Genomic DNA, 25,883 nt, shown 5'->3' with positions numbered 1-25,883 from the left:
TTATATCAATTTTATCTAGGAGAAGCTTCTATTAAACTTTTTAGTTTTGATGGTAAACCTTCAAATACAACTGCTTTCTTAGGATCGTTTAATTGATATATAATAAAATCTGAATTTACAGTTTTACGTTTGCTTTTCAATGTTATTTCAAAAGTTTTATTATCAACTACATATTCAAATAAATGTATATAGAATGCAGATGTCTTGTTCGGTTTTATACGTTCAGTAAATTTTAGATACCCTTTAGTAATAATTCCATTGTGCAGGATATCAACGATTTTCTTTTTTTTAAAATGCCACTGAATAATAGAGGTTAAAAATGCTAATTGAAACACAATAGCTATTCCTTTCCAAAAGAAACCTTCTGTAATGAGATATTTAGGTTCTGAGCTAAACAGGTCGTAATTTATAACTGCAAAAACTATAATCACAATTATAATGATATAGTAATTTCGGTTTAAAATTTTGGCAACGTTAGTTGTGTTAGGCAATTGTAGTTTCCCTGTTTTCAATTTACTTTGATATTTCTAAGTGAATGTATATTGGTTAAATATAACATAATTAGAAATGAGGTTTTAAACAACGTAAACTAAAATCATAATAAATTATCAGTTAATATAAATCCTCTTAGTACTCTCTATTTTTGAAGTGTAAACTTTTGGCAGAAACATCTTCACATGGTGTTGGTACTAAGCTTTATCTTTACGAAATATCAAAAATTTGGCATCTTTTCCTTGGATGCTCATTAACTTAAAACTCATTGATTTCTCAGCAATCACAAGCTTTTAAGTGTTTTTAAACAACTACAATCGTTTACAAACGAATGTAAGTGATTAATTACCGAATATAGTTTGCAAGCCATTACATCTTTGCAGTGTCGAAACATAAGAACTCGATAGTATTAACTGTTTAACCATTAAAATTTAGAAATTATGAACACGCTTAAAAACAAAGTACAGTTGATTGGTAACTTAGGTAATGATCCAGAAATTACTAATTTTGAATCAGGAAAAATCCTCGCTAAATTTTCTATCGCTACAAATGATAGTTATAAAAATGCGCAAGGCGAAAAAGTAAATGACACGCAATGGCACAATGTTGTCGCTTGGGGAAAAACCGCTCAAATTATTGAAAAATATATTACGAAAGGAAAAGAGATTGCAATAGAAGGTAAGTTGACGTCTAGAACTTGGGAAGATAAGGATGGCATAAAGCGATACACAACAGAAGTAGTTTGTAACGAGCTTTTGATGTTAGGTAAGAACTAAATTGTTTCATTTTTATATAAAAAGAGCAACCCATGGGTTGCTCTTTTTGTATAATTAACATATTTGGCAGAGTAATGATTAATTTATTCTACGGTTAAAGTATATTGAGGTGTTTTATTTAATGGACAGAAATAAATGTATTTTCCTTTTTCTAAGTTGGTTACATTACTAGTTTCACTAGTATTGTTTTCTACGGCTTTAGTAACGTAAGCCGTTTTAATGTGATTTTCTGGTTTCGATGCATCCTTTCCTTTAGGGACCAAAACAAATCCTACTTGGTTACCAACATTATTGTTGGCAATTTCAAAAATGTAACTTCCTTCTGTTAATGTTAATGATTTCTGAGTGAATTCACCTTTAGTTTGTTCTAAGGTTACGGTTTTTGCTTTAGCTGTTAATTGATCTTGTGCATTTACGTTTAGTGTAAAAGTTAATGCTATAGCTATAATTGCGATTATGTTTTTCATTTTTTTTTTATTTTAAAGTTTATAATTAATTATTTAGTTTCTAATTCTAAAGGTTGTGCTAAGGGAAAATCTACAGGAACTAATGTTGTACTGTGTACATAATTAGAAATTGTTTTATCTCCAACTAAAGAAATAGTATCAATTAAGTTTCCTTTTGTATAACCTGCATTAAAATAATTTTCTAATACAGTTTGGTCTGTTTTCCCTCTATTTTCGGTAATGTTTTTAGCCAATTTTGCTAAAGCATCAAGTTTGTTGTTAATTGATGAATAGCCAGCTCTAAACTCTAATATTTGCTCGTCTGTAAAGCCATTCATCTTGCCTATTGCTGTATGTGCAGATAAACAATAAATACAATCGTTTACTTGGCTTACTGCAAGGTTTACAACTTCTTTTTCTTTAGCTGATAAAGATGTTTTTGCATTGGCAAAATTTAAGTAGTTTTCTAATGCTGTGTCACTATTAGCGTAAGTGGCATACAAGTTAGGCACAAAACCAAGTGCTTTATTAAGGTTGTCAAATATGGCTTGGTTATTAGCGCTTACGTCTTCTCTTTTTAAAATATTAAATGTGCTCATGTTTTTAAATAATTTTACTCTAATCTTAAATTAGAAAGTTTGTGAATTGTTTTATGTTTTGATGGTACAAAGTTGCTTCAAATCTCAATGTCAAAAAATGGTTGTTATTCCCAATGACATGTCAATTTTTCCCAGTGATAGAAATTAGCCTATATAAGGCTTTTCTGCATCACAATAAAAGTCGTGAATGTGCTTTTGAGCACAATGTGTTTCGGTATTAATAGTGCTTGCTATTTTTTTTGGACTATTGGTAAAGATCTCTATGAGATTGAATATAGATTTGTTTTTAAATTTCATCTTACTGTTGTTTTAATGTTACAGTGCAAAGATGCTCTAGATATCAATGACATAAAATGAAGAATTTGCCCTTAAGCATGTCAATTTTTCCTAACTATGAGTTTTAAGGCGTTTTTTATAGTCTGAAGGTGATATGGAAGTGATTTTTTTAAACAAGCGACTTAAGTGTGATGCGTCTTCAAAACCAATATCATAAGCAATTTCTTTTGCTGTTTTATCAGTATAAACTAATTGACGTTGGGTTTCTAGCACAATACGATCATGTATAATTTGTAATGGACTTCTATTTAACTTGGCAAAGTTATTAGAAAGCGTTTTTGGCGATCTGAATAATTTTTCGGCATAGAAAGATACGCTGTGTTCTGTTTTAAAATGTTGCTCAACTAAGTAATTAAATTCACGCAGCAAATCTACTTTAGAGCTTTTAGGCGATTCTGTAATGCCTTCCTTAGCTTTTAATAAACGAGTGGTTTTAATGATAAATCTTGCCATTAACATTCTGAGCATTTCAGCTTGAATGTTATCTTCAGTTTCTAATTCGTCAATAAAAACTTCATGTAGCGTATCAAATTTTAGTTGCTCAACAGTATCTAAATGAATAATAGGAATATTGGTATTTCCAAAAAATAAAATACCAACACAACTTACTTCCTGATCATGATCTTTAATACAATAAAATTCACGATTAAATTGATATACAATGGCATGCTTACCATTAATATATTGAAGGTATTGAATTGGTGTAAGTGCTAATATACTATTGGCAGGTACTGTAATAGGTACATTGTCTATAATTAACTCTACAGCTTCTAACTTCGCCCAAATAAATGTAAATAACTCACATTGTTTTGCTGTTTTAAAGGCGCGCAAATCATCCGCATTGCCAATACTAAAAATGGCATTTGTAGAAAATTCTTTAAATGTGTAAATCATAGCTCTTAAGTCTATAAAATCAACTAAAAATTACAAAAGAGCTAGATTATTTATTTAAAAAATGATAAATAAAGCGATTTGTGTTTCAGGTTTTAGAATAGAACGTTCTATTGATTTACGTTTTTACAATTCTGTTATTCTAACGCTTCAACTTGGATAGTATTTTCGTCTATTTTACTATTCCCTATAAAGTGAAAACTGATCATAATTAACGTAGATATAATGGCTATGACAAGGTTTGACTTTCTTTTATTAAGACTTTTTATTATAATGCTGACATTAAGTAGGTAAAAGATAATGAGAACACAATAGTGAAATAAATACACAAATAAACCGTCTGTAAGATGATCTCCTCCTTTAGAAACATAATCTGTTTTATTGGAAAAATTTAAAATAGATGGTAAGTGAATCGCTATGAAGGTGTATAGTGCAATTAATAATAAAATACTATTAGTGATTATTAAGGTTTTATTTTTCATTTTTATTTGGCCATTTATTCTCCTATAGGTCTTGAAGGCTCGAGATCAAAGTCTTCAGCTCTTTCTACACTTTCGAGATTATTATTAACTATCATTTCGTTAGGACAATCGTCGTCATCTAAACAGCTTATTACAGCAAACATCATTGTTAGTAGTATTGCAAAGTTGAATGTTTTATAAGCGTACGCTTTTGTTTATTTGCATTTAAGTTAGTTAATCAATAAGGTTTCAATATCAATACATTATGCTAATGACTAGAAAAGTAGCCATACATTTGATAGATAAATAACGCAACACCTGCTAAAATTAAATACCAATTAACCGCTTTATAAAAAGCAGAAAACTGATTGCTTTTTCTGGCAAGTGTAATTAAGAATACAATAGGGATTAATGCTAATATTTGCCCTATTTCTACACCTAAATTGAAACACAAAATCTTTGCTAATAATTGATCAGTACCTAAATCAAATGACTGCAGTTTAGTAGACAATCCAAACCCATGGATTAACCCAAAAATACCAACCATTAATAATAAATTAGGAACATTAATATTTAGTTTTTTAAAGCCATTTAAGTTTTCAAAACCTTTATATAAAACACTTAATGCAATCACAGCATCAATTAAATGATCATTGGCGGTAATACCAGCATATGTTGCGCCAATTAATGTGATACAATGGCCTATTGTAAAAACACTAATAAATTTAAGAATGTCTTTAAAATTCTTTAAGTAAAATACAACACCAGCTAAAAACAGAAGGTGGTCATAACCTGTTAGCATATGAGTTGCACCAACTCTAATGTAAGCCCATAATCCGCCTTGTAGCAAAAGCTCTTGGTCAGCATCAGTGACACCATGAGCGATGCCTAAAACCGGAATCATTAATAATGTAACAGTTAATGACCGTTTGAAATTAATTGCCATTATGACTCTTTTTTTCTAAAGATTAAAAATAAAATGGCGACAATAAAAACACTAGCTAAAATGAAAACCCATATTGGTAATCCATTCTCATCTTCATGATCGTGACTGTGACTATCTGTTTTAGAATTAGGATCGTGAGAGTGGCTAACACCAAAAGTAAGTGTTGCCCATTTAGATTTATGAGTTAGTGTATCGCTATCAATAACATTTTTCATACTAATAGTGCGTACATAGTAAGTACCATCTTCTGGCAAGTCTACTGTAACAATACCCTTATCATTAGTTTGTAATTGTTGACCATTAGTGTGCGAATGCTCTTTTTCAGAATCGTCATGTGCGTGGCTATGACTATCAGAGGTAGTTGCATCTTCATGGCTGTGATGTTCTCCATCGCTCTCATGGTTGTGGCTGTCGTTGTGCGAATGCTCATTGGTATTATTAGCATGCTCATGCTCATGGCTTCCTCCTTCATGCTTATGTGCTTTACCTTCATCGCTATGTTTGTGTGTATGATTATCTTTAACATAATTTGCAAAAACGAGTTGGTTAGTCAGTGGCTCACCATCGAGTAGTAACAGTAAATCTAATTTTTCGCCACTATGCTTTTCATAAGGATTTGCTTGTGGTACAAACTCAATTGGGTAACCCAAAATGGTTTTCCAGTCATTACTTTTAATATCACCAACTTGATATATGGCTTTTACATGTTTTTGATAATTTTCAACAGCGTCTTGATCTAATAAACTATCATTAGTTCGTTTTTTCAACATATCAAATACGCCATCACTTTTTAAGTAGGCATTGAATTTTTCTGCAGTTAATTCTATATTTCTATCCTTAGTAGAAACACCTGCAACGTATGTACCAGGTTTACCGACATTAAATGTTAATTGCGTTAGGGTTGTGTCTTGATCTTTCCATGACGCTGAATCTATTGCAGTACGTTTACCGTGAGCTACAATAGAGGCATCTAAAATGCGATCGCGTGTTATGGTATTTTCACTACTCTCAAAAGTTCCGTTGTATAAACTTAGTGTGGTTTCTTGATTGGGTTGTAAAAAATAGGATTCCATTTTTATAAACAGATCATGACTACAAAACAGTATAAAAGCCAATAGTAGATAAAATGGTGTGCGAAATTTAGTTATTAATTTTTTAGAAAATTTTCCGTTATTTAATATCATAATTTGTTGTTTAATGATTTCAATATACAAAAAGAATTAGTCTAATGAAGACATTAGGGAACAAGTAATGACTAAAATAAATTTGCTTTTTAGTTTTTATTTGGTCTAGTTTTTTGATGTAGAATCCATGATGGTGAATTTCAGTTTTTTTTTTAAAATATGTTGTTTTAATTTCTAACCAATAGCACTGTTTGTGGTTTTGGTTTTTTGCAACTACAACTCTGTGTTTTATTTCTGTCCAAGTTGCTGGTGAACCATTGACCTGAAACATAAAAAATCGTACTTCAACATTAGCAGGTTTTTTAAATGCACTATTTTTCTAGTCGTCATTATTCGGTCTTCTTTTTTCAATAAATTCTTGATTGTTTGATTTCAGGAAGGCTTCAATTTCATCATCAAAAGATTTTATCTTTCTGTAGTATAGAATTTTTATATGGCTAAACACCATATATAAAAGGCAACAAAATAAAATTATGACAAAAAAGTTTTCCATTTGTTTGGTTTTATATCATGAACTTAAATCGATTTTTTAGTTTCAAGAGTTTATTTATTCTAAAATCCATAATGTCGTCTTTTTAAACTATCAATACTCTTCATTAATTTCATAGGTGGAAGTCCAATTGAAATTCTTCTATCATCGAGTTTATCAAATTCTATAATATCTTCTTCTCCTGAATTATCATAAATTCCATAGATGAATTTTTTTTCTTCTGGCACACGTCTTTGATAACTATCCACAAAGTTTCCGAGGCTATTTGGTGGTGCTTGACCTGTTTTAATTAATTCTTTAAGCGTCTTTGTCCAATAATCGAAATCATCAAAATGAAACAGTAAAATCATTGGATTTACACTTTTCTGGTCTATTTTATATCCTCCAATAACTTTGTCATCAGGATAACCATAGGTTGCGATAATTTGTTTTAATTCTATTTCATTTATAGTATCAATACTGTCACACTTTTGTTGATTATATTGACCTCTTTGTCTATATAGTTGGTCAATTCTTGTCATTTCACTTACTTTTTTTCTCAATTCTAGGTTGATAGAATTAAGGTATTGTGTGTGTAACAAATCAAATTCTTTTTCTACATCATGCCATTGGGTTGTGTTAATGATATTTTGAAAAGCCGCATTGGTTTTAAAATCATCTAATTCATAACCTTTTAAAATTAATTTTCTGATGAGTTCAAAAGTTTTTTCGTTTTTTCCGATATGAGCAGTGGATTCAGCATATTTTTCAATTTCGTAAATCATACTTTGGTTAATAAGTTCGCACTTATTTTCTACAGTGGACATTATTTCTACAACCTTTTTATAATCTTTTTTGTAGTAAGCTTCTTCTGCTAAATAAACATCTTGATAGTAATTTTTGATATAGTTATATGCTTCCTTTTTTTGACAAGACAGCATTAAAAAAACCAATAATGTTCCTATAATTATTTTGTTCATTAATGTGCGTTTAAAATGGTTGTAAAGTGTTTTTACATTTTCTTTAAAATCCAATTCGATATTTTTTCAATCCGGAATATTATAATTAATGTCAGTATAGTTTTTAGAATATACTTAGGAAATGCAAAATCTGGTAATTCTAAATCTTCGTTACCGTTCATTACAGATATAAATTTAAAACAGTAATCAATGAATTCTGGGATGAGGTAGATTAATTGTGCCAACCAAGTAACACCAACAGTTAATAGAATCACTTTGGTTAAAGATTTAGGGGTGAGTTCCGTTTTTATTTCTTCTTCTGATTTAATTAGTTTTTCAGCAATCCATTCTGCTTTTATAAAAAGAAATAGTGAAACAGTAATGTTGGCTATTGTCATAAACGCTCCTGTAAAATATAACTTATCAATTGGTTCAGTTAATAATTTATCGAATTGTGCCATTATCAAAGCGCCATAAATTGAGAGGAAATAAGACCCAAAATGATCAAAAATCTTAGTGAATAAATATAGTCCTGCTATTCTAATTGTAAGTGCTGATAAAACTCGGTTGGTCATTATTTTTTGGTTTTAGTCTTCTGTGGTCTCACGTGTTTTTACTTTCTGTTTTGATTCACACTTTTCATTATAATAGTCCACAACAGATCCAATTCCATAACGGTTAAAAAAATCTCGAGTATTAATTTTGTCTATTAAATCCGTACAATCATTAAAAAATTTTGGTGCAATTTTTTTTCTAAATCTATTTGAGTACGTATTACCTTGTCTTAGGTCTATAATTGTATCATTATCTTTTTTTGAAATGTAATAACTAGTAGTTGTATAAGTCATTCCAAAACCTCCTGTTGCTATTGCATTTGTATTTGTAGTTGTGTTTTTTATATAGAGATTAACCTTGCCAGCTTTATAAATTTCTAATAGTTTATGATGTTTCATGCCATCGAAATAAGTGAATTTATACTCATAACTTTTATCATAATCGTCATAATGAATTGTCACTTTTTTGACCTTTTTTTCAGTCTTATAGCTATAGATCTCTTTTTCTGATTTTTTTTCCTTTCTGTAAAGAATATTACCATTCAACTTAATTCTGCCATAACCTTTTATTTCGGTACTATCGGTAAATTGAATAGTGATTTTATCTTGTGAATATGAAACAGTGATAGTAAAGACGATAAATAATACTATAAAAATGTTTTTCATTGTTTTAAATTTAATCAGCAAATGCGCAGTCAACTTCTATTTCTTGAGGACCATCAAAGGTATCTATGGTTTTTGTGCAAGGCTCTTCATCACATGATAAAATAATTGATCTCATAAATATCATAAATAATAGTTTTTTCATTTCTTAATTAAATTTGGTTGTGTCAATAATAGGTTTGATTAATAGCTTGTTTTAGCCACTAATTTAGTAAATACAATTGAAATAGAAGGTTGATATGGATTTTTGTAAGTAGGCTAGTAGAAGTAATTAATTTTATATGGTGTTAGGCAACGTTATTATTCTTTAGGATATAATACTTCTATTCCAACCATAGGATTTGAAATTCCAGTTTTAGTTCGTTTGAATTTTTTATGTTCTATTGAGCTACCTTTCCAACCTGAATTATGATAATTAGACCAAGTTCTGGCGTTTTTATCTTTGTTAATTGTGTATCTAAACATTGGACCGAAACGAGCATATTTTTTTACTTTACCAAAAGTGTTAACCATTTCTATTCCTATAAAAACTCCGTTTATCGGAAAATTTATATCAAAATCCTTTACATCTATCCATAAACGATATTTCTTATTTTTTGGTTTGACATAAAGGTTCTTGTTGTGTAACAATTTTCGTGGTTTGTTATTAATTGAGTCTAACTCGTAGATTTTTATATTTAAAGTGGCTATATATTCAGCGTTTTTTCTTTTCTTTAAATCAATGTAGATTCGCTTTAGCTTTCCTTTTATATTTTTTGGATTATCTATAAAAATTGCAGTTTCGTAGCCAATTAAAGAAGTAACTCCAATATTTCCCTCTTTTTTGTCTCCTAATAATTTTTTATCAGTATATTTTATTTTTTTGCTTGATATTAAGACTTCATCTAAATTTTCAACTCTCGGTTTTAATAATATCTCAAATTTTATTGCTTTTTTTAGATTAATTAGAGGCAAAATTTTTGATTCATAACCAAGGTTAGAAATTTTTAAAGTATCCGTAGTAAAATTTTTTATTTCTAATTCAAACCCTCCAAATTCATTTGAATATGTTCCTTTTCCATTTTTCAGAACTATATTGGCAAAAGCTACATTTTCTCCAGTAACTGAATCTTTTACGGTTCCATTTATAGTTTGTGAATTAATTAAGTTAATGCTAATTAAAAAAAGTAAAAATGAGATTTTTTTCAAATTATGTGTTTTCTTTTGCGGTTGAGTTTTAATGTTGCCTAACGGTTACGTATATGAAATGTTGCGTGTTTGTGTGCGAGGATTTTCCGAAGGAAAATCGGATGCAAGCAAACAAAGCAACTCACATTGGTTAAGCACAAAATAGCAATTTTTTATATACAATGTTAGCCATCTGGCTTTTCATCTTAATATTTCAGTCAGATAAACAATTCCGAATATCCAACCTAAATACAATATAGTATAAGTCAACGAATATATTGCAGAAATTCCGATATCTCCTTTCGTTTCTGTTGATTTTGAAAACACAAATTTTAAAGCTCGAAAAAACACCCAATAAAGCATTGCTAAAATTATAAAAATCGAAATCCAAAAAAATGCCTCCAGCAAAATCAGAAGAAGGAAGATTATAATAGTCATTCCAATCCAGAGTAGAATCGACATTATTAATCCACCAATTCCGTCTCCAACTTCTATACTAGGCAAATCAGGTGCAGTTCCAGATTGTGCAATAAAATCTCCAGTCTTAAATTCTCTAAATTTAGGAAAATTGTCTTTTAATCCAATTCCTTTGTAAAGGCCATAAGTCATAAACAAGAAAAGTACTGTTCCAATTATGGACAACGATAAATATAAATTCGACGTTACATTTCGGTTATAATTTTCGCCAGTCAGATAAACAGTAAGAATTGTAATTCCGATGACAAGTAACGAAACTATAAAGACGGATTTTCCTTTTAAATATTCCTTTTTATTTTTCAATATGGATTTTTTTCAGCTTGTGGCTAACGTGTTTGTGTATGGCTTAGTTGCGTGGTTTAGCGACTAAGTTAGCAAAAACCCACGAACCCGAGAAAATTCCAGCGGAATTTTCGTACGTAAGCTCAAAAAAGCAATTAAATATACACGGTGTTAGCCACAGTAATTTACCGTTTGTAATTATATTCGTTTCGTAATATCCAGTTTTCAGTATTTTCGAATTTCACTTCTTTCCGAATAATTAGTTCCGCTTTACCAATAATATAGATTACTCTAATTTCAGCTTTTTTATTATTATCATTTCCTGAATATTCGGTAATTATTTCAAATTTTTCCTCTGAAATTTCCCTGTTCGAAATTACATCAGCTTTATTAACTTTAGTTCCGTCTTTTGATATTTTAATTTTGTCGGTACTATTTGCGTTCTGTTCTTTTGGGTATTCCAAAAATAATTTGAATTGGTATTCATTCTTGCCGTTTTCAATTCTCAGATTAACTGGCATTGTGAATGGTTCGTTTGTTTGGTAATCTAAATATGTTAAAGTTCCTTTCCATTCTCCAATTGTATTCTCCAAAATTTCTGGTTGGACAGTATTTTGTCCAAAACTTATTGATGTAAACAGAAATATTGATAATGATAAAATTATTGTGATTATATCTTTCATTTTTTTCTTATTGTGGCTAACGTTCCATGTATGGTGTCGTAGCATCCCGCAGGGTGCTATGCACTATACATATTGTTGTGTTTTCCTTCTTTATTTTTCATTTCGTTTCTCAGCGTTGGGGCAAACATACTCTTTGGCAAGTTTTGGCTCGTGCGGTTGATTTTTGAGCGACTTGGCAATGTGTATGTTTTAGTTGGGGCTAAATAGTTCATTACATAATATTTGTTCAACTTCTAAATCTAATTCCACAATTTTTTCGATATACAAGGAGATTTTAGATATTAGGGTTTCCAGTTCTAATAATTTTTCGACTTGAAGAGATCTTCTATAATATTGGAATGAATGCATCTTTAACCATTCTTTTAAAACACTATAGCCAGAAATCTCAAAGTCAATAACATCAGAAGCAACATTTGTATATTGTTTTATTATTCCTCCAGATTCGTTTTTCAAGCATATACTATTTTCCTCAAAACTATATTTGTGATACAATATTTCGTTGTCCTCAATTGGGATATCAGGAATTGTGTAATCAGATTTTTCGATGCTTGCAAGAGTATTTCCAAATCCTGAGACACTAATAAAGAGAGTCTTATCCTTTGTGATAGGAATTTTGGGCCAGTTGCCTGCTACACCAAACAAAGCTCCTTCAAAAGAGCTCAGATATAGGTTAGAACTCAATAGAGCATAAGAGTAAAATGTCAAAAGTGTAATAATTTCATCTTGAGGTAAATCAAATTCAGCGGATAATATATTAACAAGAGTTGGGTTTATATTATTTTGATTTGTACTGTTCCATTCGCCCTTTCGTTTATATTCTGGGAAAAAATTACAAAATACTCGTGCACTACCTCGTTTGCTTAAATCATTGTCAGGAAGATTCCAGCAAAAGGATGCGAATTTGTGAAGATTATCACCAAGGTCTTCAGGAGCAGGGGAAACTATAAAGCCAAAAACTCTGTCATCTGAGTAAGCTGCTCGAACTTCAGGCCGAACCCTTGTTCCACCACCACCTAATTGTTGCAGTTCAGTTAATAATTCATCATTTAGAATTACGCTTGTTTCTAAGAACGGTCTATATGAGTAATTTTCGATGTTATTCGAATTTGCAGCTAATCCAAGTTTTGATCTAATGCCCTCGGTTATTTTAGACTGATTTGGGATTTTGCGTTGGCCATTATACCATCTTGATTTAATATTTTCAAAATCGTTTTCAGCTCGAGAAATGAACTTTGATCGTCTCTTTAATTGACCTGGTGAGGCATGAACTAATAGATGTGTTGGCGCTAGTTTTAAACCTGAACAATGTCTAAGAAAGATACCTGTATTATTTGAATCTGTAATTGGCCAGAACAAATCATAGGCTTCCTTATTAAATTGCATTTTAGGTTTTAATGAATAATCATCTTGGTCTAATTCAATTTCTTCCCAATCTTCTAAGCTGATTTCTGTCTGATTAAAAAAATCAATTTTGTCTGATTTAGATAAATGAGTAATTGAATTATAATTAATTAAAGCGGGTGTAGAGTTTTCCTCCTTAAATGTGGCGGCAAGAATTAAGCGCCCTTGTTGAGTATCAAATAGATTAATGTCTTCTGTTCCTGTTCTAAGATCGCTATCAAAGTCTAAAACCCAAATCTCATTAAACTTTTCAATAAGAAATTTCCGTGCAAATTTATAAGTAGGGTGTTTCGAAAAACTGGAAGGCAGAATTAGAACGAAAATAGATGGAGTGCTTTTTAATGCTCTATCTGCAGTCCATCTTAGGAATTTTATAAATTCATTTGATAATTGCTTTTGTGTGTTCTGACGTGAGGTTCTATTATTAGCATCAGGTCTAAAATCATTGATGAGAGCTTTAATTATTTCTCCTTCATTTTGAATTTGGAAAATTGAATCTGACGAAGGAGGGTTCCCAATTATTAATGTTAAAGGAGGTGTTGCTAAATGATAAGCTTCTTCTTGTTCTTTTACAAGTATTTTACTCAAATCATCACTGTCTTCTGAATCAGGGTCAGTGTTTAATTCAAAAAGGGAGTCACTTAATGTATTTGTAAGTTTGATTTGAACGTTTCCAGGGTAAATATCATTGATGATACTCATTCTATAATGAGCCAATGCGTAAGGTGCTGGAAGAATTTCAAATCCAATTAATTCGACTTGATCGTTCGGAGTTATCACATTCAAAATTGCTTCAATGAATGTTCCTGTCCCACAACAAGGATCGATTATTTTGTTCCCAATAGTATTAAGGTCAACATTAGGGATTGATGTTTGTATTAATTTCTTCGCAAATTCTACTGTATAAAATGCTAAAACTCGCGGAGTATAGAAAGCTCCGTAATCAAAGCGAGTGATAGGGTCATACTTCGATAAAAATATTTCATAAAGCTCATGAAAATCTGGAGCCACTACTTGGCTATCTGAAAGTTGAATATGAGCTAATAATCTTCTTAAATCGTCATACCATAATCCAAGTCTACTTAAGTCAGAATTTAGTTCTGACTCAAGCCCTTTCACTAGGGTTTTAAAAGGTATTAAATTATTAGTGTATTTTTCGTCTAATACAGAAAACCAAAATTCATGAATTCTATCATATTTAATTTTAGGCGTCTCTAAATCAGAGTTGATTATTCTATGTGCATATAGTAAACCAAAAGTTAATACTTGAGAAATAAAACTTGAAAAGTTTAATTCATCACCTAAAGTTTTGTCATGATTTAGTGAAGCTGTTTCTTTTAGTTCTCTTAATAACAGAACAGTATTTAGTTCAGTTTGGTTTTCTGTTTCATCCTCTTCTAAATTTAGAAATTCGTGTATCTCAGAGGTTAAAAGTTTTGCTCTTTTAGCAACCTCTGTTACAAGCTGGTTTTCAGAGATTATACGATGACCAATTTGCCCGAAAAAAGTTAAGAAAAGTGTTTCTAATTCAGTATTTGGGATTGGGTTATTCCAATCAATTGGTTTTTGACACGCTGAATAATTTACCTCTTCACCATTTGGTTTGAAAAGAATAAAGTCTATTCCGTCAGTCAATAAGACGGGGTTTCCAAGGGTTAAATATTTTTCTACCTGATTTCGATAAGCTTCTTTGTTTATATAATTTTTACTATCAATCCCTTTGGCTTCAACATATCCATAGACACCCATAGAATCTGCGTTATGAAATCTCCAGTCTGGTCGTCCAAGTTTATTTTGGTTTTTCGGTTCAGGAATGGTTACTATTTTTGAGTCTATTGCACTAGCTGTATTTTTAAAAAAATTATCTAAACTAGTCCTGAATGATAGTTCTGCTGTCGTTTCTCCTGATTGGCTTGCTAATACTTCCTGATGGAGTTCGGATAAATAATTATTTAGGATTTGACTGAAGTTCATTTTAGAGCTTTTATTAATTCTCTACCAACTGCAACTGCTAAATTCACAGGAACAGCATTACCAATTTGTCTTGCTATATCGACTTTATTACCAACAAATTCAAAATCATTAGGAAAGGTTTGGAGGAGAGCTCCTTCTCTTAAAGATATAGTTCTATTCTGCTCTGGGTGCCCAAACATACCTCTTGTGAAGCTATCGAAACGAGCTGTTATTGTTGGAGCTACATCATCCCACTTCATTCTGCCATATACATTACGATGGCCAATTTTATCTGCACCTGCTTTATGGCAATCGGCCAGAAGATGTTCAGGTAAAAAAGCCATTCCTTGCCCTTGTTTTACATATTTAATTCTTTTGACATTGAGGTCAGATAACTTATCGCTTCTATGATGCTTAATATCTGGATGTTCTTTCCCGTTTTTTGGAGTGGCAGGCAGATGACCAATTGTATCTCGAACACTTATTTTTTTTGTGCTGGGTGTCGGGTATGAGAATTTTAATGGTGAATCTGATTTCTTTTCACCAACTATTATTACTCTTTTTCTTCTCTGAGGAACTCCATATTCTTGAGCATTTAATATGTTTTTGTGAATATGATATCCATTCTGTTCTGCATAACTTAACGCATCTTCAAGTATTTGTTTTCCTCTTTTTCCATTTAATCCAGGTACGTTTTCTAAAAGAAAGAATTTAGGGGATAACGCGATCATTTTTTCTATAAAGACAAACACGAAATTATTCCTGTCATCCTGATCCGATCCAATTCTTTGAATTGAAAAACCTTGACAAGGAGGTCCTCCAGCAAATAAGGATAATTCACCTTTTATTAGTCCTAACTCATTCATTGTTTCAATAGGATCAAATTCTCTTATATCTAGTTCCTGAATTTTATGACTAAAATATTTTTTATTACGTAACTGAGTTTCTACAGAACATCTGTCAATATCAAAACTATAAAGAAGGTCAAAGCCAGCTTTAGATAGCCCCAAACTTAAACCTCCAGCACCCGAAAACCCATCTATACATGTAAAGCTCATAATGATATCGTTTCTGAAATTGATTTGCTCGAATATGAACTTCTTACAGGTGATGTTATAGACTCAATTCCACTATCAATAGATTTTTTTTCATTAGATAAAGCTCTTATAATTTGAGAAGCTATGGCAATTGATAATAGCGGGGGAACCGATTCTCCAATTTGCTTAAAACAATGATCTAAAGAGCCCTGGAAATCATATGAATCTGGAAAGCTTTGAATTCTTGCAGCTTCTCTAATTGTTAACCCTCGGTTCTGTTCAGGATGAATAAATCTTCCACTTGCTGGGTTTCTTGAATATTGAGTTAATGTAATAGAAGGTTTGTCCCAATACAATCTACCATAAACATCAGAAAACCCATTCACTTTGTCAAGACACTTTGGACCAATACCTGTCGGTCTATTTCCTCCGTCTTTTGGTACTTGAGAGATTGTCTCTATAGTACTTAATTTATGTTTTGCACTTTTATGAAATTTATCGTTCGATGATACTTCACCAGCAGCGACTTTAGGTAAATCATATATAGCATCACGTACAGTAATGAATTGATCTTTTTCAAGAAGTGGAATTGGTAGTTCAAATTCCATTTTTGATGCAATTATTATCGCTCTGAATCTTGCTTGGGGTACCCCAAATGAAGCAGAATTATATATAGTTTGCTTTACAGTATAACCGTTTTTTTCTAAAATTTTCCTGGCTTCATCATAATGTTCCCAATATTTTTTACCCAAAATCTCAGGTACATTTTCCATTACAATAAAGTCTGGATGCAGTTTTATTGCTGTCTCAGTAAATGCGCCAATCAGAGTGTTTCTTTCATCATCTTTATCCCAGTTTTTCTTTCTATGTGCAGAAAAACCTTGGCATGGAGCACAGCCTATTATTACTAAAGGGCGAGTTTTTTTTTGCGGTAAATTAAATTCTTCTCTTATTAGTTTTACTCCATCTTCATTACATAATTCTTTTATGTCTTTATTTAATGTTTTGCATTTAAAATTGGTCTTGTAAGAATCTAATGCTTTTTGATTTATGTCCACAGCACCAATAAGATTGAACAGTTTTGATTTTCCGATAGCTGAAAACCCTAGAGACATACCTCCGCAACCGGAAAAAAAATCAATAACATCAATAGAACCTGACGGCTGTTTTTGTATTGGTTTCCATTTATTTAAGTCCTTTTTTGCCTTTTTGAATGTTTTCGTGAAGCTCGATAAATCTTGATCAGAGTACACTTTTTTTATTTCGGAATTGATATTTGCCATATTATTTTTGTGCCCTGTGGTACTTGATTTTTTGTTCAGCAACTTTTAGAATTTCATGAGTATTACTCTCTTCCATTATCTGATAAGCCACTTGATCACTTAGTAAAATTAATTTTAGCGATTTTTCAGTGACATTAAAAACCTTAGCGATTTTGGGTAATAGAGAGCTATTTGCAGATCTCTCGCCTCTTTCAATTTTGCTCAGGGTAGATTGATCAATATCCAATTCTGCTGCTACCTTTCTCAAAGGTGTGCCTTGATTTTCCCGAAGAGATTTTAGATGCTCTCCAAAAGTTTTTTGCATATTCATATTAGATTATTTACGTCTAGACAATATTTGTCCAAATATAGTAATTTTCTTTAATTAAGAGAGGGAGTTGGTGATTAAGCTCTTTTGGTTTTTCAGCGTTGGATTGTGTGACGGCAAAAACCAAATGTGCTTAATGTGCGGTTGGTTTTTCCGAATGAAACACAACGTCTAGGCTATGGTTAGTACGGGAATTAAAAGTAAAGAACTTTCGATTAAGCACTTAGCCAAAACTTTTTATTTTGTTTTATTTTTTTCTTTATAAAGCCAAATCAAAAGATTTGGTGGTCTTCATTAAAAGCTCTAAACTTTGGGTTAAGCACCAAAACCCGTATTAATTATAGCCATTGTTGTAGCCAGTTTTTCTTATAGTGTCATTCTAAAGATTGCTATCTTTCTTTTTATTATTTCTACAGGATTATTTCCATTTTTCTTTAATTGAAGCATTTCTACTAAATCTTCATCAGATAGAACTACTATCATTTTTTTATTTCCAATCCATTGCTCTTTTATTGCGTGGTCAGATGCTCCGCCACTACCCATTCTACAATCAATTATTCCAAACATCCCACATCCATAAGGTTTTAAATAATGTGTTATATCTACGATAGGACGCTTTGCTAGTTTTTTAGAATAATTTTTAGCATCAACAACTATATAATGACCTTGGTAAATTTCTCTTATGGATTTCCAGAAAGTATCTTCTGAATCATTGCCAAAGATTATATCTCTTCGATTTCTTGAATCTAAATCGGCTAATTCATAATGAGGTATTTCTAAAGGTGGACAAAAAAGGTATTCTAAGATGTCAAAAACTGTTTGTTGATATAATGACCAGTCAGTTTTTCCTGGTTTAATATTTCCTAGCGAAGAAATTAAATTATCCTCTTTAGTTTCTAATTTTGTTTTTTCTCTTAGCTGTCGAGCAACTATTTGAGTAAAATATCTAATTGCTATTTCCTGAGTTATTTTCTCTGCTAGCTCTTTTAGTCCCCAAACTTCAATTTCACGATTCTCGGCAAATACCTTAGCGCTTTTGGTTAGACTGCTTGAAGTGATTAAAAGTAATTTAGAGTTCGGAATATTTAAATAAGTCGCTTTAGAATAAAATTGGTCTATTACACCAATATTGATTAGACTTTTATATTTTTTAATTTCAATAATCCACTTTACTGGTTTATTAGCTATGTTTTTACCTTTTTCGGTAGCAATTAAATCAACTTGCCTATCTTTTATTTTTGATTCCCCTATGACTGATTCAATAGAGTCTAAAGATTCAAAAATATCAGTAACTAGTTTTTCAAAATCGTAAGGACTTAGCTTAGAAACTAATTTTTCAAATTCCTCATATGTTGAAATATTTTCAGTCATTTTTTTAATTGGCTACAACGGTTTTGTATAAGAATAGTTGCGGGTTTGCGTGCGAGGAATTTCCGTAGGAAATTCAGAAGTAGCAAAGACGCAACTACCTTTATTTAAGCACAAAATAGCAATTATTTTTATACGTTGTTGCCATTTCGTTGATTTTTCAGAGTTCAAATTATTCCGCTAAATTCCGTTTTCCGATTTTCAGCGTTTGAGTAAATTCAGTCAGTGTTTTATTCCGTAATACTTTCCATTCCGTTTGAGTGAGTAATTCCGCAACTTGCTACATTCCGATTGAGTAAAATTCTGCTTTTCAATTCAGATTTCTCCCGAAACTTCGGGACGCAAGCGAGCTAAAAAGTCAGACGTAATTCAATTCAGAGTTTGAGTGATAATTCAGTGTTTTTTCAAAATTCCGCAATATTATTTTTCGGTTTTTACTTTCTTAAAATTCAAAAAAAAATCGAAAAAAACAGCTGCGGATTTTTCCGTTCAGAGTGCGTTCCGCAATGAATGGCAACGTTGTTGTATATGGTTTGTTGCGTGTTTTAAGCACCTAATTTATCAAATACAAACCGAATAGAAAATCCGCAAGGATTTTCGTAAGTAGGCTAGAACTAGCAATAAATTATATACGTTGTTGTGCCTAGTTTTTTATATTCAGTTTTATTTTTTGTCCGTCTTTCAAATCCTTTATCTGAAACCCTAAATCTCCGCTAAAAGCAATTAATTCCGCAAAACTAATTTTTCCGAGATTCGATTTTTCATATTCTCCGCCAATAACAGCCGACATTTTTAGACAATATTTTTCGTTTTCTTTTAATTCACCAAGTTCCGATTTCGCAATTTTCACAAGGTTAGTCATTTCCCAGTCTTCTATAAATTCAGAGTCAGATGAGATTTTATTAAATTCAGATTCCGATTCCGCAATTTTTTCGCAACTAATTTCTTCGGGACAAATTCTCCAAAATTCGTTTTTGTCCGTTTTGAAAATCACGTTGCCAAAGTCATTCGTCCGAACTATTTCGGTTGTATTAAATCCTTTCCAATTCCAAGCTTTATTTATTTCAGTAATTATTTTCTCCATTTTAAAAGCTACTAACTATGATTGCTATAAGTATTATAAGAAGATAAAATAGTATACCAGCAATTCTTGCTTTTTCGGCTTGCTCAATTTTCTTTTCAAATCCATATTTTTTATAACGTTCAAATTCAATTTGATTTGCACTTTTTGGATTTAAACGCCAATTAGGATTAACAGGAACAAAGAAAAAGGCTAGCCATTCTCCTTTTGTTAAAGGTATGGTTTTACGTTTCTCTTTATTTTCTAATTCTAGGTTCAAGCTTTGGTCAAATTAGGCACAACTCCTTATATAAAAACCTTTATTGTCGATATCCCGTAAAAATAACAGGTTATCAAAAGTTTTTGTTGTTGTTATCTTGTAAAGATAATTTTTTTAGACTACAATTTTTACATGTAAATTAATTATAAACTTTAAGTCAAAAAAATAGCAACCGTAAAGGCTGCTATTATACTATATGGTAAAAGAAAGCACTTACCAATTAAGCTACTTTCTTTAATAAATCAAAACAAGGACATTTTTTGCATCGCTTGTTTTCAGATTTTTTAAATTTTTTACAACATTTAGATTTTACCTTACCTAAGGATTCTAAACCTGTAGTTTCAAGAACTTTTATTCGTTCTTTCTTTAACTTTTTATTTTTCTTCTTTTTGCCCATCTTTAGTTTATTAGCATCGTAAAATGCTCAGAGACTGGACAAAAGTAATTATTTATATTTAATCTAAATAAATATTTAACATTTTAAGCACTTGGCGTTTCTGCGGCAGAGTTAACCGTTAGTTGTTGTATGTCTCTATCAAATAAGTATAATCCTCCTTTATCATCGCCAATCATCTTTATTTTATCTAAGATAGTCCTTGCCATTGCTTCTTCTTCAATTTGTTCTGCAACGTACCATTGTAAGAAATTATGAGTCGCATAATCTTTTTCTTGTAATGAAATATGTACTAACTCATTGATGCTTTCTGATACAAAAATTTCATGCTCTAAAAGTTTTTCAAACATAAATTTGAAAGATTTAAAACTAACATTTGGTGCATTTAGTTCTGAAATATGGGCATGTCCTCCACGCTCGTTTACAAACTTTATCAGTTTTAGCATATGCATACGTTCTTCGTCAGACTGATCGTACATAAAACTAGAAATTCCTTCTAATCCTTTTACTTCTGCCCAAACGGCCATTGATAAGTAGGTTTGTGAAGATTCTGCTTCTATTCTAATTTGTTGGTTGAGTGCTGCTTCTATTGATTTTGATAACATGTCTTTCTGTTTTTATACAAAGATAAGTATACTAAAATTATAAGTGACAATTTTCACCTAAATCGATTTTTACCAGTAATATTTAGAGTTTTACAACTTAAAAAAATTGAATGTCTTAGCTAATTATTGCGTTCTACTTATGTAATTTTAGTTGAATCCGTTTTCTGGTGACATCAACCTCCAAAACCTTTACAATGATTTGTTGATGCAGATGCACGTGCTCATTAACATCTTTTACAAAACTGTCTGATAAATTAGAAACATGGATTAAGCCACTTTCTTTAATCCCAACATCTACAAAACAGCCAAAATTGGTAATGTTATTGACAATGCCTGGTAACAATTGGCCCTCGTGAAGGTCGGTAATGGTTTTTATATTTTGATTGAATGTGAATACTTTTGCTGTTTCTCTGATGTCTATACCTGGTTTTTCTAACTCTTTAATAATATCTTTAAGCGTTAATAAACCAACAGTCTCAGACACATATTTTTTTAAATCTATTTTTTGAAGAACAGCTTTGTTACCAATTAAATCTTCAAGTGAAACACCTTCATCTTTGGCCATTTGTTTTACTATGGTGTAACGTTCTGGATGCACAGCAGAATCATCCAATGGGTTTTTAGCTCCTTTTATTCTTAAAAAGGCTGCACTTTGCTCAAATGCTTTTCCGCCTAAGCGTGGCACTTTTAATATGTCTTTTCGCGATTTAAAAACACCATTTGCTGTTCTGTAATCAAAAATGTTTTCTGCTAGTTTTGGTCCAATACCAGAGACGTAACTCAATAAGGGTTTACTGGCAGAGTTGATATTAACGCCTACTGCATTTACACAATTCTCAACCACAGTATCCAATTGTTTTTGAAGTTTGGTTTGGTCCACATCGTGCTGATATTGACCAACACCAATAGATTTTGCATCAATTTTTACGAGTTCGGCCAAAGGATCTTGTAAACGTCGTCCAATAGAAACCGAACCTCTAACGGTTACATCATAATTAGGAAATTCATCGCGTGCAATTTTTGATGCCGAATAAATACTTGCACCAGCTTCACTGACTACAAAAACTTGAATCTCGTTTTTAAATTGAATTTTACGGATTAAGGTTTCTGTTTCTCGTGATGCTGTTCCGTTTCCTATAGCAATGGCTTCAATTTTATAAGCTTCTGCTAAACTCGAAATCTTTTTTATAGCGCCAATACTGTCGTTTTTTGGTGCATGCGGATAAATGGTTTCGTTATGTTTTAAATTGCCTTGTGCATCTAAACACACCACTTTACAACCAGTTCTAAAACCTGGATCTATAGCTAATACGCGTTTTTCGCCAATAGGTGAACCCAATAACAATTGTTTTAGGTTTTTAGCAAAAACAGTAATGGCAGATTCGTCTGCTTTTTCTTTAGCATTATTTAAAGCTTCGTTACTTAACGACGGAAAAAGTAATCGTTTATAAGCATCTGAAATGGCCAACTCTATTTGGTCTGCACATGCGTTTTGACTTCTTATAATTTTATTATCAATACGTTCTAAAACTCTAATCTCATCAACTTCAATTTTCACACGAATATAACCTTCGCTTTCTGCTCTTAAAATGGCTAATAAGCGATGTGATGGAATTTGTGATAAAGACTCAGACCAATCAAAGTAATCTCTAAATTTCTGGGCTTTTTCATCTGTAGATTTAGACTTTACAACTTTGGTAGTAATTTGTGCACGACGCTCTAATTCGTTTCGTAGGTTGTTTCTAATGTCAGTACGTTCATTAATCCATTCGGCAATAATATGTCTGGCACCTTCTAAAGCATCTTCTGTGGTTGAGATGTCGCCTTTTACGTATTTGTATGCAACAGATTCTATATCGTTGGCATTTTGGCTCATTATAATTTTAGCCAAAGGTTCTAAGCCATTTTTACGAGCCGTTTCTGCTTTTGTTTTTCGTTTTTTCTTAAAGGGTAAGTATAAATCTTCAAGTGTTATTAAGTCTTGAGTTTTTGAGATTTTTTGTTTTAAGTCTTCCGTTAAAATAGCTTGTTCTTCTAAGGCTTTTAAAATTGCTATTTTCCGTTTTTCTAACGCTTCAAATTGTTCTTTATATTTTACGATATCGGCAACTTGTACTTCGTCTAAATTTCCAGTGGCTTCTTTTCTGTAGCGCGAAATGAAGGGAATGGTGCAGTCTTGGTTAAGAAGTTCTACTGTGTTTTTTATACTGTCTTTTGGCAGTTTGGTGTGTTGTAAAATGTATGTTATCATCATAATAAAAGAGACCTTATAAATCATATTTTATAAGGTCTCTAAGATATTTAACTCAATTGTATTTGCCGAAAATAAATTGAAAAATTTATTGTTTTTCGCTCACAGCTATAGTTTTTGAAGTGCTAATAAAATTTCCATTTCCTGCCACACCCTCAATAAACAATATTGCATCTGCATTAGAATACGGCATATTAAAAACTAAATTACCATTGTTGTCAATTTTACCATTTGGTATCCAGTCTATTACTCCAAAATTGTTAAAAAACTCATTATCGTTTAAACTGTAGATTGGTGTATAGAATTTTTTGTTTTTAGAGAATGTTAAAGGATATTCATAAGCTCTAAATGATTCTCTTGATGCTACAGAATTGCCACCTTTTTTTGAGTATATTTTTATAACAGGTCTTGTCCCATCTAACAATCCATTACCCATTCCGTGTTTATTAATAGTAACATAATCTACCTGACTCATTTGGTAATTTACCAACATATTGGTTGTATTTAACCTAGTGTCATCAAGATAAAATACAACAGGACTACCAGTTTCGCCAGGATCTGTTAATAAACTCTGTCTTTGTCTATTAAATATCAATTCTCCAAATTGTTCATATACCGAAAACCCTCTTGTATTTAGGTAGTATATAAGGTTAACGTCTTTATAAATACTCTTGTCATCTATAACATCTACAGCAGTAAGAAATGGGCTTCCTTTTAATTGATTAATGCTATTTATTCTATCATTGTCACCAATTACTAAAACTTCTTTCAGCTCTTCACCTTTATTTAACTTTAAAGGTTGTACAGATTTTAATGAGGTATAACTTTGCTCTTTTGGATTAAGTGTCGCTGCACCATCATTATAAGTCGGAATTTTTAACGGATAAAATTGAGCATATAATTTAGGCATTTCTGAAACGCTTTCTTTTCCTATTGCTCCAATTGACAAGTTTTCATCCGTCATTGGGTATAAGCCAGTTAATTTAAATCCGTTTTGATCATTTGATAAATTTACGGTTTCTATTACATTGTTTTGATTTGGGTAGACAACAAAGTCAGATTTAGAATTATTGTTGGTCACATTAACACTAATGCCATCTTCAAAAACATAAGAGGTATTTACTTTATTATTAATAATAGAGTGCCAATCATAACTGCTCCATCCTTGAGTAATTAGTAATCGGTCTAAATCGTATTTCTTTTTATCATTGACATCGGTAAAATAATATGATGCGTTTTCTACAGGGCTTTCTAAATAAGGCTGTAAATACGTATTAGAAATAATATTTTGATGACTTAAGTAAGATTTTGTATCACTCGGTAATACAGATATACTGATATTAGTTTCATTATAAGAAGGAGCTAAACCTTCTAAGTTTATGGTCACTTGAATAGAATCTTTTTGGTTTTCGATTGCAGGATTACTTAGTTTAGGCATATTAATTCCATCGTAATTAAAATATAATCGCTCTAATATTGGGTTCTCATTCAGATCAAAAAGCGTAAATATGTTAACACCAGCGAAAAGTGATTCTGTATTCAATTGTTTTAAAACGGTTGTGTCATTAAACTGAACATCTATTGTTTTTAAAACACGACCATTATGCCAAACGAGCTTAAATGATTCATTTTTAATACGCGATAGTGTGTGGTTATTAGTATTTAACTCAATAGACAAGGTGTTTTTAAGACGTTTTATTTTTGTAGAAATACCATTGAACTTAATGTCATTGATAACATAAGTAAATGTTTCATTTAAATATTTTATTTCAACTTTATAGTTTTCATTCATTATTGGTTTTAATAGAAATGAAGATATACCTAAAGTGTTCGTTTTAAAATGCGTTAAAATGTTTTGGTCTTTATCATAAACAGTACCTTCTGCATTTGCAACGCCTAAACCTGCTTTGTTTTTAATAATAACACCAACATTAGAATTTACATTATTTATAAAATGACCACCTTCTGGTAAAAACTGAGCATCAATTTCGTTTTTAACAATACGATTTTCTACAGTGGTATTAATTTCTGGATCAATGACTTTAAATGTTTCAGTAAACGAATTTTTCTCGTCAAAATTTTTCATCCAATTGGTGTAAGCTTTAAAAGTGTAAAGCCCTGTTGTAAATGAACTGTCAATATTAAATACATTATTAGCAAACCCATTTTCTACCAGTAAAAGTTTGCTTTTAACAACCTTATTATTGCTGTCTGTTATTACACAGTAAAGGTTTTTAGTGATGGTAGAGGGTGTTTTTTTACTCTTGTTTAAAACATAACTGCTAAAGCCAAGCATTTCACCTTTAATTAAAACTGTTTTATTGAGATGCGTGTATACAACCTCTCTATACAGTTGAGTGTATTCTTCAAAAGAATTGGTAAAACTTTCTGTTTTATTTTCTTGAGCAAAAGTGCTGAAATGAATTAAAACAGTTAACGAAAACATTAATATTAAATTAATAGTTATCTTTAAATTGAGTGGAGTAATTGAGTAGTTTTTTTTCATAATATCAAAGATTTTAATTTATAGCTAATTGAGATAATTAGCATCATTTACTA

The 25,883-nt window shown here is 31.1% G+C and carries 27 protein-coding genes; 1 reads left to right on the top strand and 26 read right to left on the bottom strand.

Annotated elements, in window-relative coordinates; all coding sequences use genetic code 11:
* Nucleotides 1-11: 11 nt before the first annotated feature.
* The gene (locus ACJBCC_RS09595) at nt 12-512 is read right to left on the bottom strand and encodes a hypothetical protein (protein ID WP_407557070.1); all 501 of its coding nucleotides are present in this window, start codon (nt 510-512) and stop codon (nt 12-14) included.
* Nucleotides 513-932: 420 nt separating this feature from the next.
* Between ACJBCC_RS09595 and ACJBCC_RS09590 the strand changes: the two genes are divergently transcribed.
* Entirely contained in the window at nt 933-1,268 is a 336-nt protein-coding gene (locus ACJBCC_RS09590) for a single-stranded DNA-binding protein (protein WP_299097903.1), read from the top strand.
* A gap of 83 nt (nt 1,269-1,351) precedes the next feature.
* On the opposite strand, the gene ACJBCC_RS09585 is transcribed toward ACJBCC_RS09590, so the two are convergent.
* From ACJBCC_RS09585 to ACJBCC_RS09465, 25 genes are all read right to left on the bottom strand, one after another.
* Nucleotides 1,352-1,735, bottom strand: a complete 384-nt coding sequence (locus ACJBCC_RS09585) for a cupredoxin domain-containing protein (RefSeq protein WP_407557069.1) — start codon at nt 1,733-1,735, stop codon at nt 1,352-1,354.
* 29 nt (nt 1,736-1,764) lie between these two features.
* Complete coding sequence (locus tag ACJBCC_RS09580) at nt 1,765-2,313, bottom strand: carboxymuconolactone decarboxylase family protein (RefSeq protein ID WP_407557068.1); 549 nt, start codon at nt 2,311-2,313, stop codon at nt 1,765-1,767.
* Nucleotides 2,314-2,457: 144 nt separating this feature from the next.
* Nucleotides 2,458-2,610 (bottom strand): hypothetical protein, encoded by a 153-nt coding sequence (locus ACJBCC_RS09575; protein ID WP_407557067.1) that lies wholly within the window; start codon nt 2,608-2,610, stop codon nt 2,458-2,460.
* Between the two features lie 90 nt (nt 2,611-2,700).
* Nucleotides 2,701-3,543: a helix-turn-helix domain-containing protein gene (locus ACJBCC_RS09570; RefSeq protein ID WP_407557066.1), complete on the bottom strand. Its 843-nt coding sequence runs from the start codon at nt 3,541-3,543 to the stop codon at nt 2,701-2,703.
* 493 nt (nt 3,544-4,036) lie between these two features.
* A complete protein-coding gene (locus ACJBCC_RS09565; protein ID WP_407557065.1) occupies nt 4,037-4,168 on the bottom strand; it encodes a hypothetical protein in 132 nt (43 codons plus the stop codon).
* Nucleotides 4,169-4,269: 101 nt separating this feature from the next.
* Nucleotides 4,270-4,947, bottom strand: coding sequence for a HupE/UreJ family protein (locus ACJBCC_RS09560; protein WP_407557064.1), 678 nt, complete (start codon nt 4,945-4,947; stop codon nt 4,270-4,272).
* A complete protein-coding gene (locus tag ACJBCC_RS09555) occupies nt 4,947-6,131 on the bottom strand; it encodes a DUF4198 domain-containing protein (protein ID WP_407557063.1) in 1,185 nt (394 codons plus the stop codon). The genes ACJBCC_RS09560 and ACJBCC_RS09555 overlap by 1 nt, the downstream gene beginning before the upstream one ends.
* Before the next feature lie 552 nt (nt 6,132-6,683).
* Nucleotides 6,684-7,580: a hypothetical protein gene (locus tag ACJBCC_RS09550; RefSeq protein ID WP_299097890.1), complete on the bottom strand. Its 897-nt coding sequence runs from the start codon at nt 7,578-7,580 to the stop codon at nt 6,684-6,686.
* 32 nt (nt 7,581-7,612) lie between these two features.
* A complete protein-coding gene (locus ACJBCC_RS09545; RefSeq protein WP_407557062.1) occupies nt 7,613-8,134 on the bottom strand; it encodes a hypothetical protein in 522 nt (173 codons plus the stop codon).
* Between the two features lie 12 nt (nt 8,135-8,146).
* Nucleotides 8,147-8,779, bottom strand: a complete 633-nt coding sequence (locus tag ACJBCC_RS09540) for a hypothetical protein (RefSeq protein ID WP_407557061.1) — start codon at nt 8,777-8,779, stop codon at nt 8,147-8,149.
* Between the two features lie 10 nt (nt 8,780-8,789).
* A complete protein-coding gene (locus ACJBCC_RS09535) occupies nt 8,790-8,921 on the bottom strand; it encodes a hypothetical protein (RefSeq protein ID WP_407557060.1) in 132 nt (43 codons plus the stop codon).
* A gap of 155 nt (nt 8,922-9,076) precedes the next feature.
* Nucleotides 9,077-9,964 carry a carboxypeptidase-like regulatory domain-containing protein gene (locus ACJBCC_RS09530; RefSeq protein ID WP_299097879.1) on the bottom strand — a complete coding sequence of 296 codons (888 nt, stop codon included), beginning with the start codon at nt 9,962-9,964 and terminating at the stop codon, nt 9,077-9,079.
* Between the two features lie 180 nt (nt 9,965-10,144).
* Entirely contained in the window at nt 10,145-10,723 is a 579-nt protein-coding gene (locus ACJBCC_RS09525) for a hypothetical protein (protein WP_173302517.1), read from the bottom strand.
* 164 nt (nt 10,724-10,887) lie between these two features.
* A complete protein-coding gene (locus ACJBCC_RS09520) occupies nt 10,888-11,385 on the bottom strand; it encodes a hypothetical protein (protein WP_407557059.1) in 498 nt (165 codons plus the stop codon).
* 189 nt (nt 11,386-11,574) lie between these two features.
* Entirely contained in the window at nt 11,575-14,760 is a 3,186-nt protein-coding gene (locus ACJBCC_RS09515) for a type ISP restriction/modification enzyme (protein WP_407557058.1), read from the bottom strand.
* Nucleotides 14,757-15,797 carry a DNA cytosine methyltransferase gene (locus ACJBCC_RS09510; protein ID WP_407557057.1) on the bottom strand — a complete coding sequence of 347 codons (1,041 nt, stop codon included), beginning with the start codon at nt 15,795-15,797 and terminating at the stop codon, nt 14,757-14,759. Before ACJBCC_RS09510 ends, ACJBCC_RS09515 begins: the two co-directional genes overlap by 4 nt.
* Nucleotides 15,794-17,101 carry a DNA cytosine methyltransferase gene (locus tag ACJBCC_RS09505; protein ID WP_407557056.1) on the bottom strand — a complete coding sequence of 436 codons (1,308 nt, stop codon included), beginning with the start codon at nt 17,099-17,101 and terminating at the stop codon, nt 15,794-15,796. The genes ACJBCC_RS09510 and ACJBCC_RS09505 overlap by 4 nt, the downstream gene beginning before the upstream one ends.
* A complete protein-coding gene (locus ACJBCC_RS09500; protein ID WP_407557055.1) occupies nt 17,061-17,363 on the bottom strand; it encodes a helix-turn-helix domain-containing protein in 303 nt (100 codons plus the stop codon). The genes ACJBCC_RS09505 and ACJBCC_RS09500 overlap by 41 nt, the downstream gene beginning before the upstream one ends.
* 369 nt (nt 17,364-17,732) lie before the next feature.
* Entirely contained in the window at nt 17,733-18,737 is a 1,005-nt protein-coding gene (locus ACJBCC_RS09495) for a restriction endonuclease (RefSeq protein ID WP_407557054.1), read from the bottom strand.
* A gap of 640 nt (nt 18,738-19,377) precedes the next feature.
* Nucleotides 19,378-19,818 carry a T6SS immunity protein Tdi1 domain-containing protein gene (locus tag ACJBCC_RS09490; protein WP_407557053.1) on the bottom strand — a complete coding sequence of 147 codons (441 nt, stop codon included), beginning with the start codon at nt 19,816-19,818 and terminating at the stop codon, nt 19,378-19,380.
* A 1-nt stretch (nt 19,819) separates the two neighbouring features.
* A complete protein-coding gene (locus ACJBCC_RS09485) occupies nt 19,820-20,074 on the bottom strand; it encodes a hypothetical protein (protein WP_407557052.1) in 255 nt (84 codons plus the stop codon).
* A gap of 220 nt (nt 20,075-20,294) precedes the next feature.
* On the bottom strand, nt 20,295-20,471 hold the full coding sequence (locus ACJBCC_RS09480; protein ID WP_299102545.1) for a hypothetical protein: 177 nt from the start codon (nt 20,469-20,471) through the stop codon (nt 20,295-20,297).
* An 83-nt stretch (nt 20,472-20,554) separates the two neighbouring features.
* Nucleotides 20,555-21,073: a ferritin gene (locus ACJBCC_RS09475; RefSeq protein ID WP_299102544.1), complete on the bottom strand. Its 519-nt coding sequence runs from the start codon at nt 21,071-21,073 to the stop codon at nt 20,555-20,557.
* Between the two features lie 133 nt (nt 21,074-21,206).
* Entirely contained in the window at nt 21,207-23,324 is a 2,118-nt protein-coding gene (locus ACJBCC_RS09470) for a Tex family protein (RefSeq protein WP_299102561.1), read from the bottom strand.
* Nucleotides 23,325-23,412: 88 nt separating this feature from the next.
* Nucleotides 23,413-25,830, bottom strand: coding sequence for a hypothetical protein (locus ACJBCC_RS09465; protein WP_407557051.1), 2,418 nt, complete (start codon nt 25,828-25,830; stop codon nt 23,413-23,415).
* Between the last annotated feature and the right edge of the window lie 53 nt (nt 25,831-25,883).

The organism is Winogradskyella sp. 4-2091, assembly GCF_045765065.1.
In the GTDB taxonomy this organism is placed as follows: domain Bacteria; phylum Bacteroidota; class Bacteroidia; order Flavobacteriales; family Flavobacteriaceae; genus Winogradskyella.
This window is presented reverse-complemented; position numbering and strand designations above follow the sequence as displayed.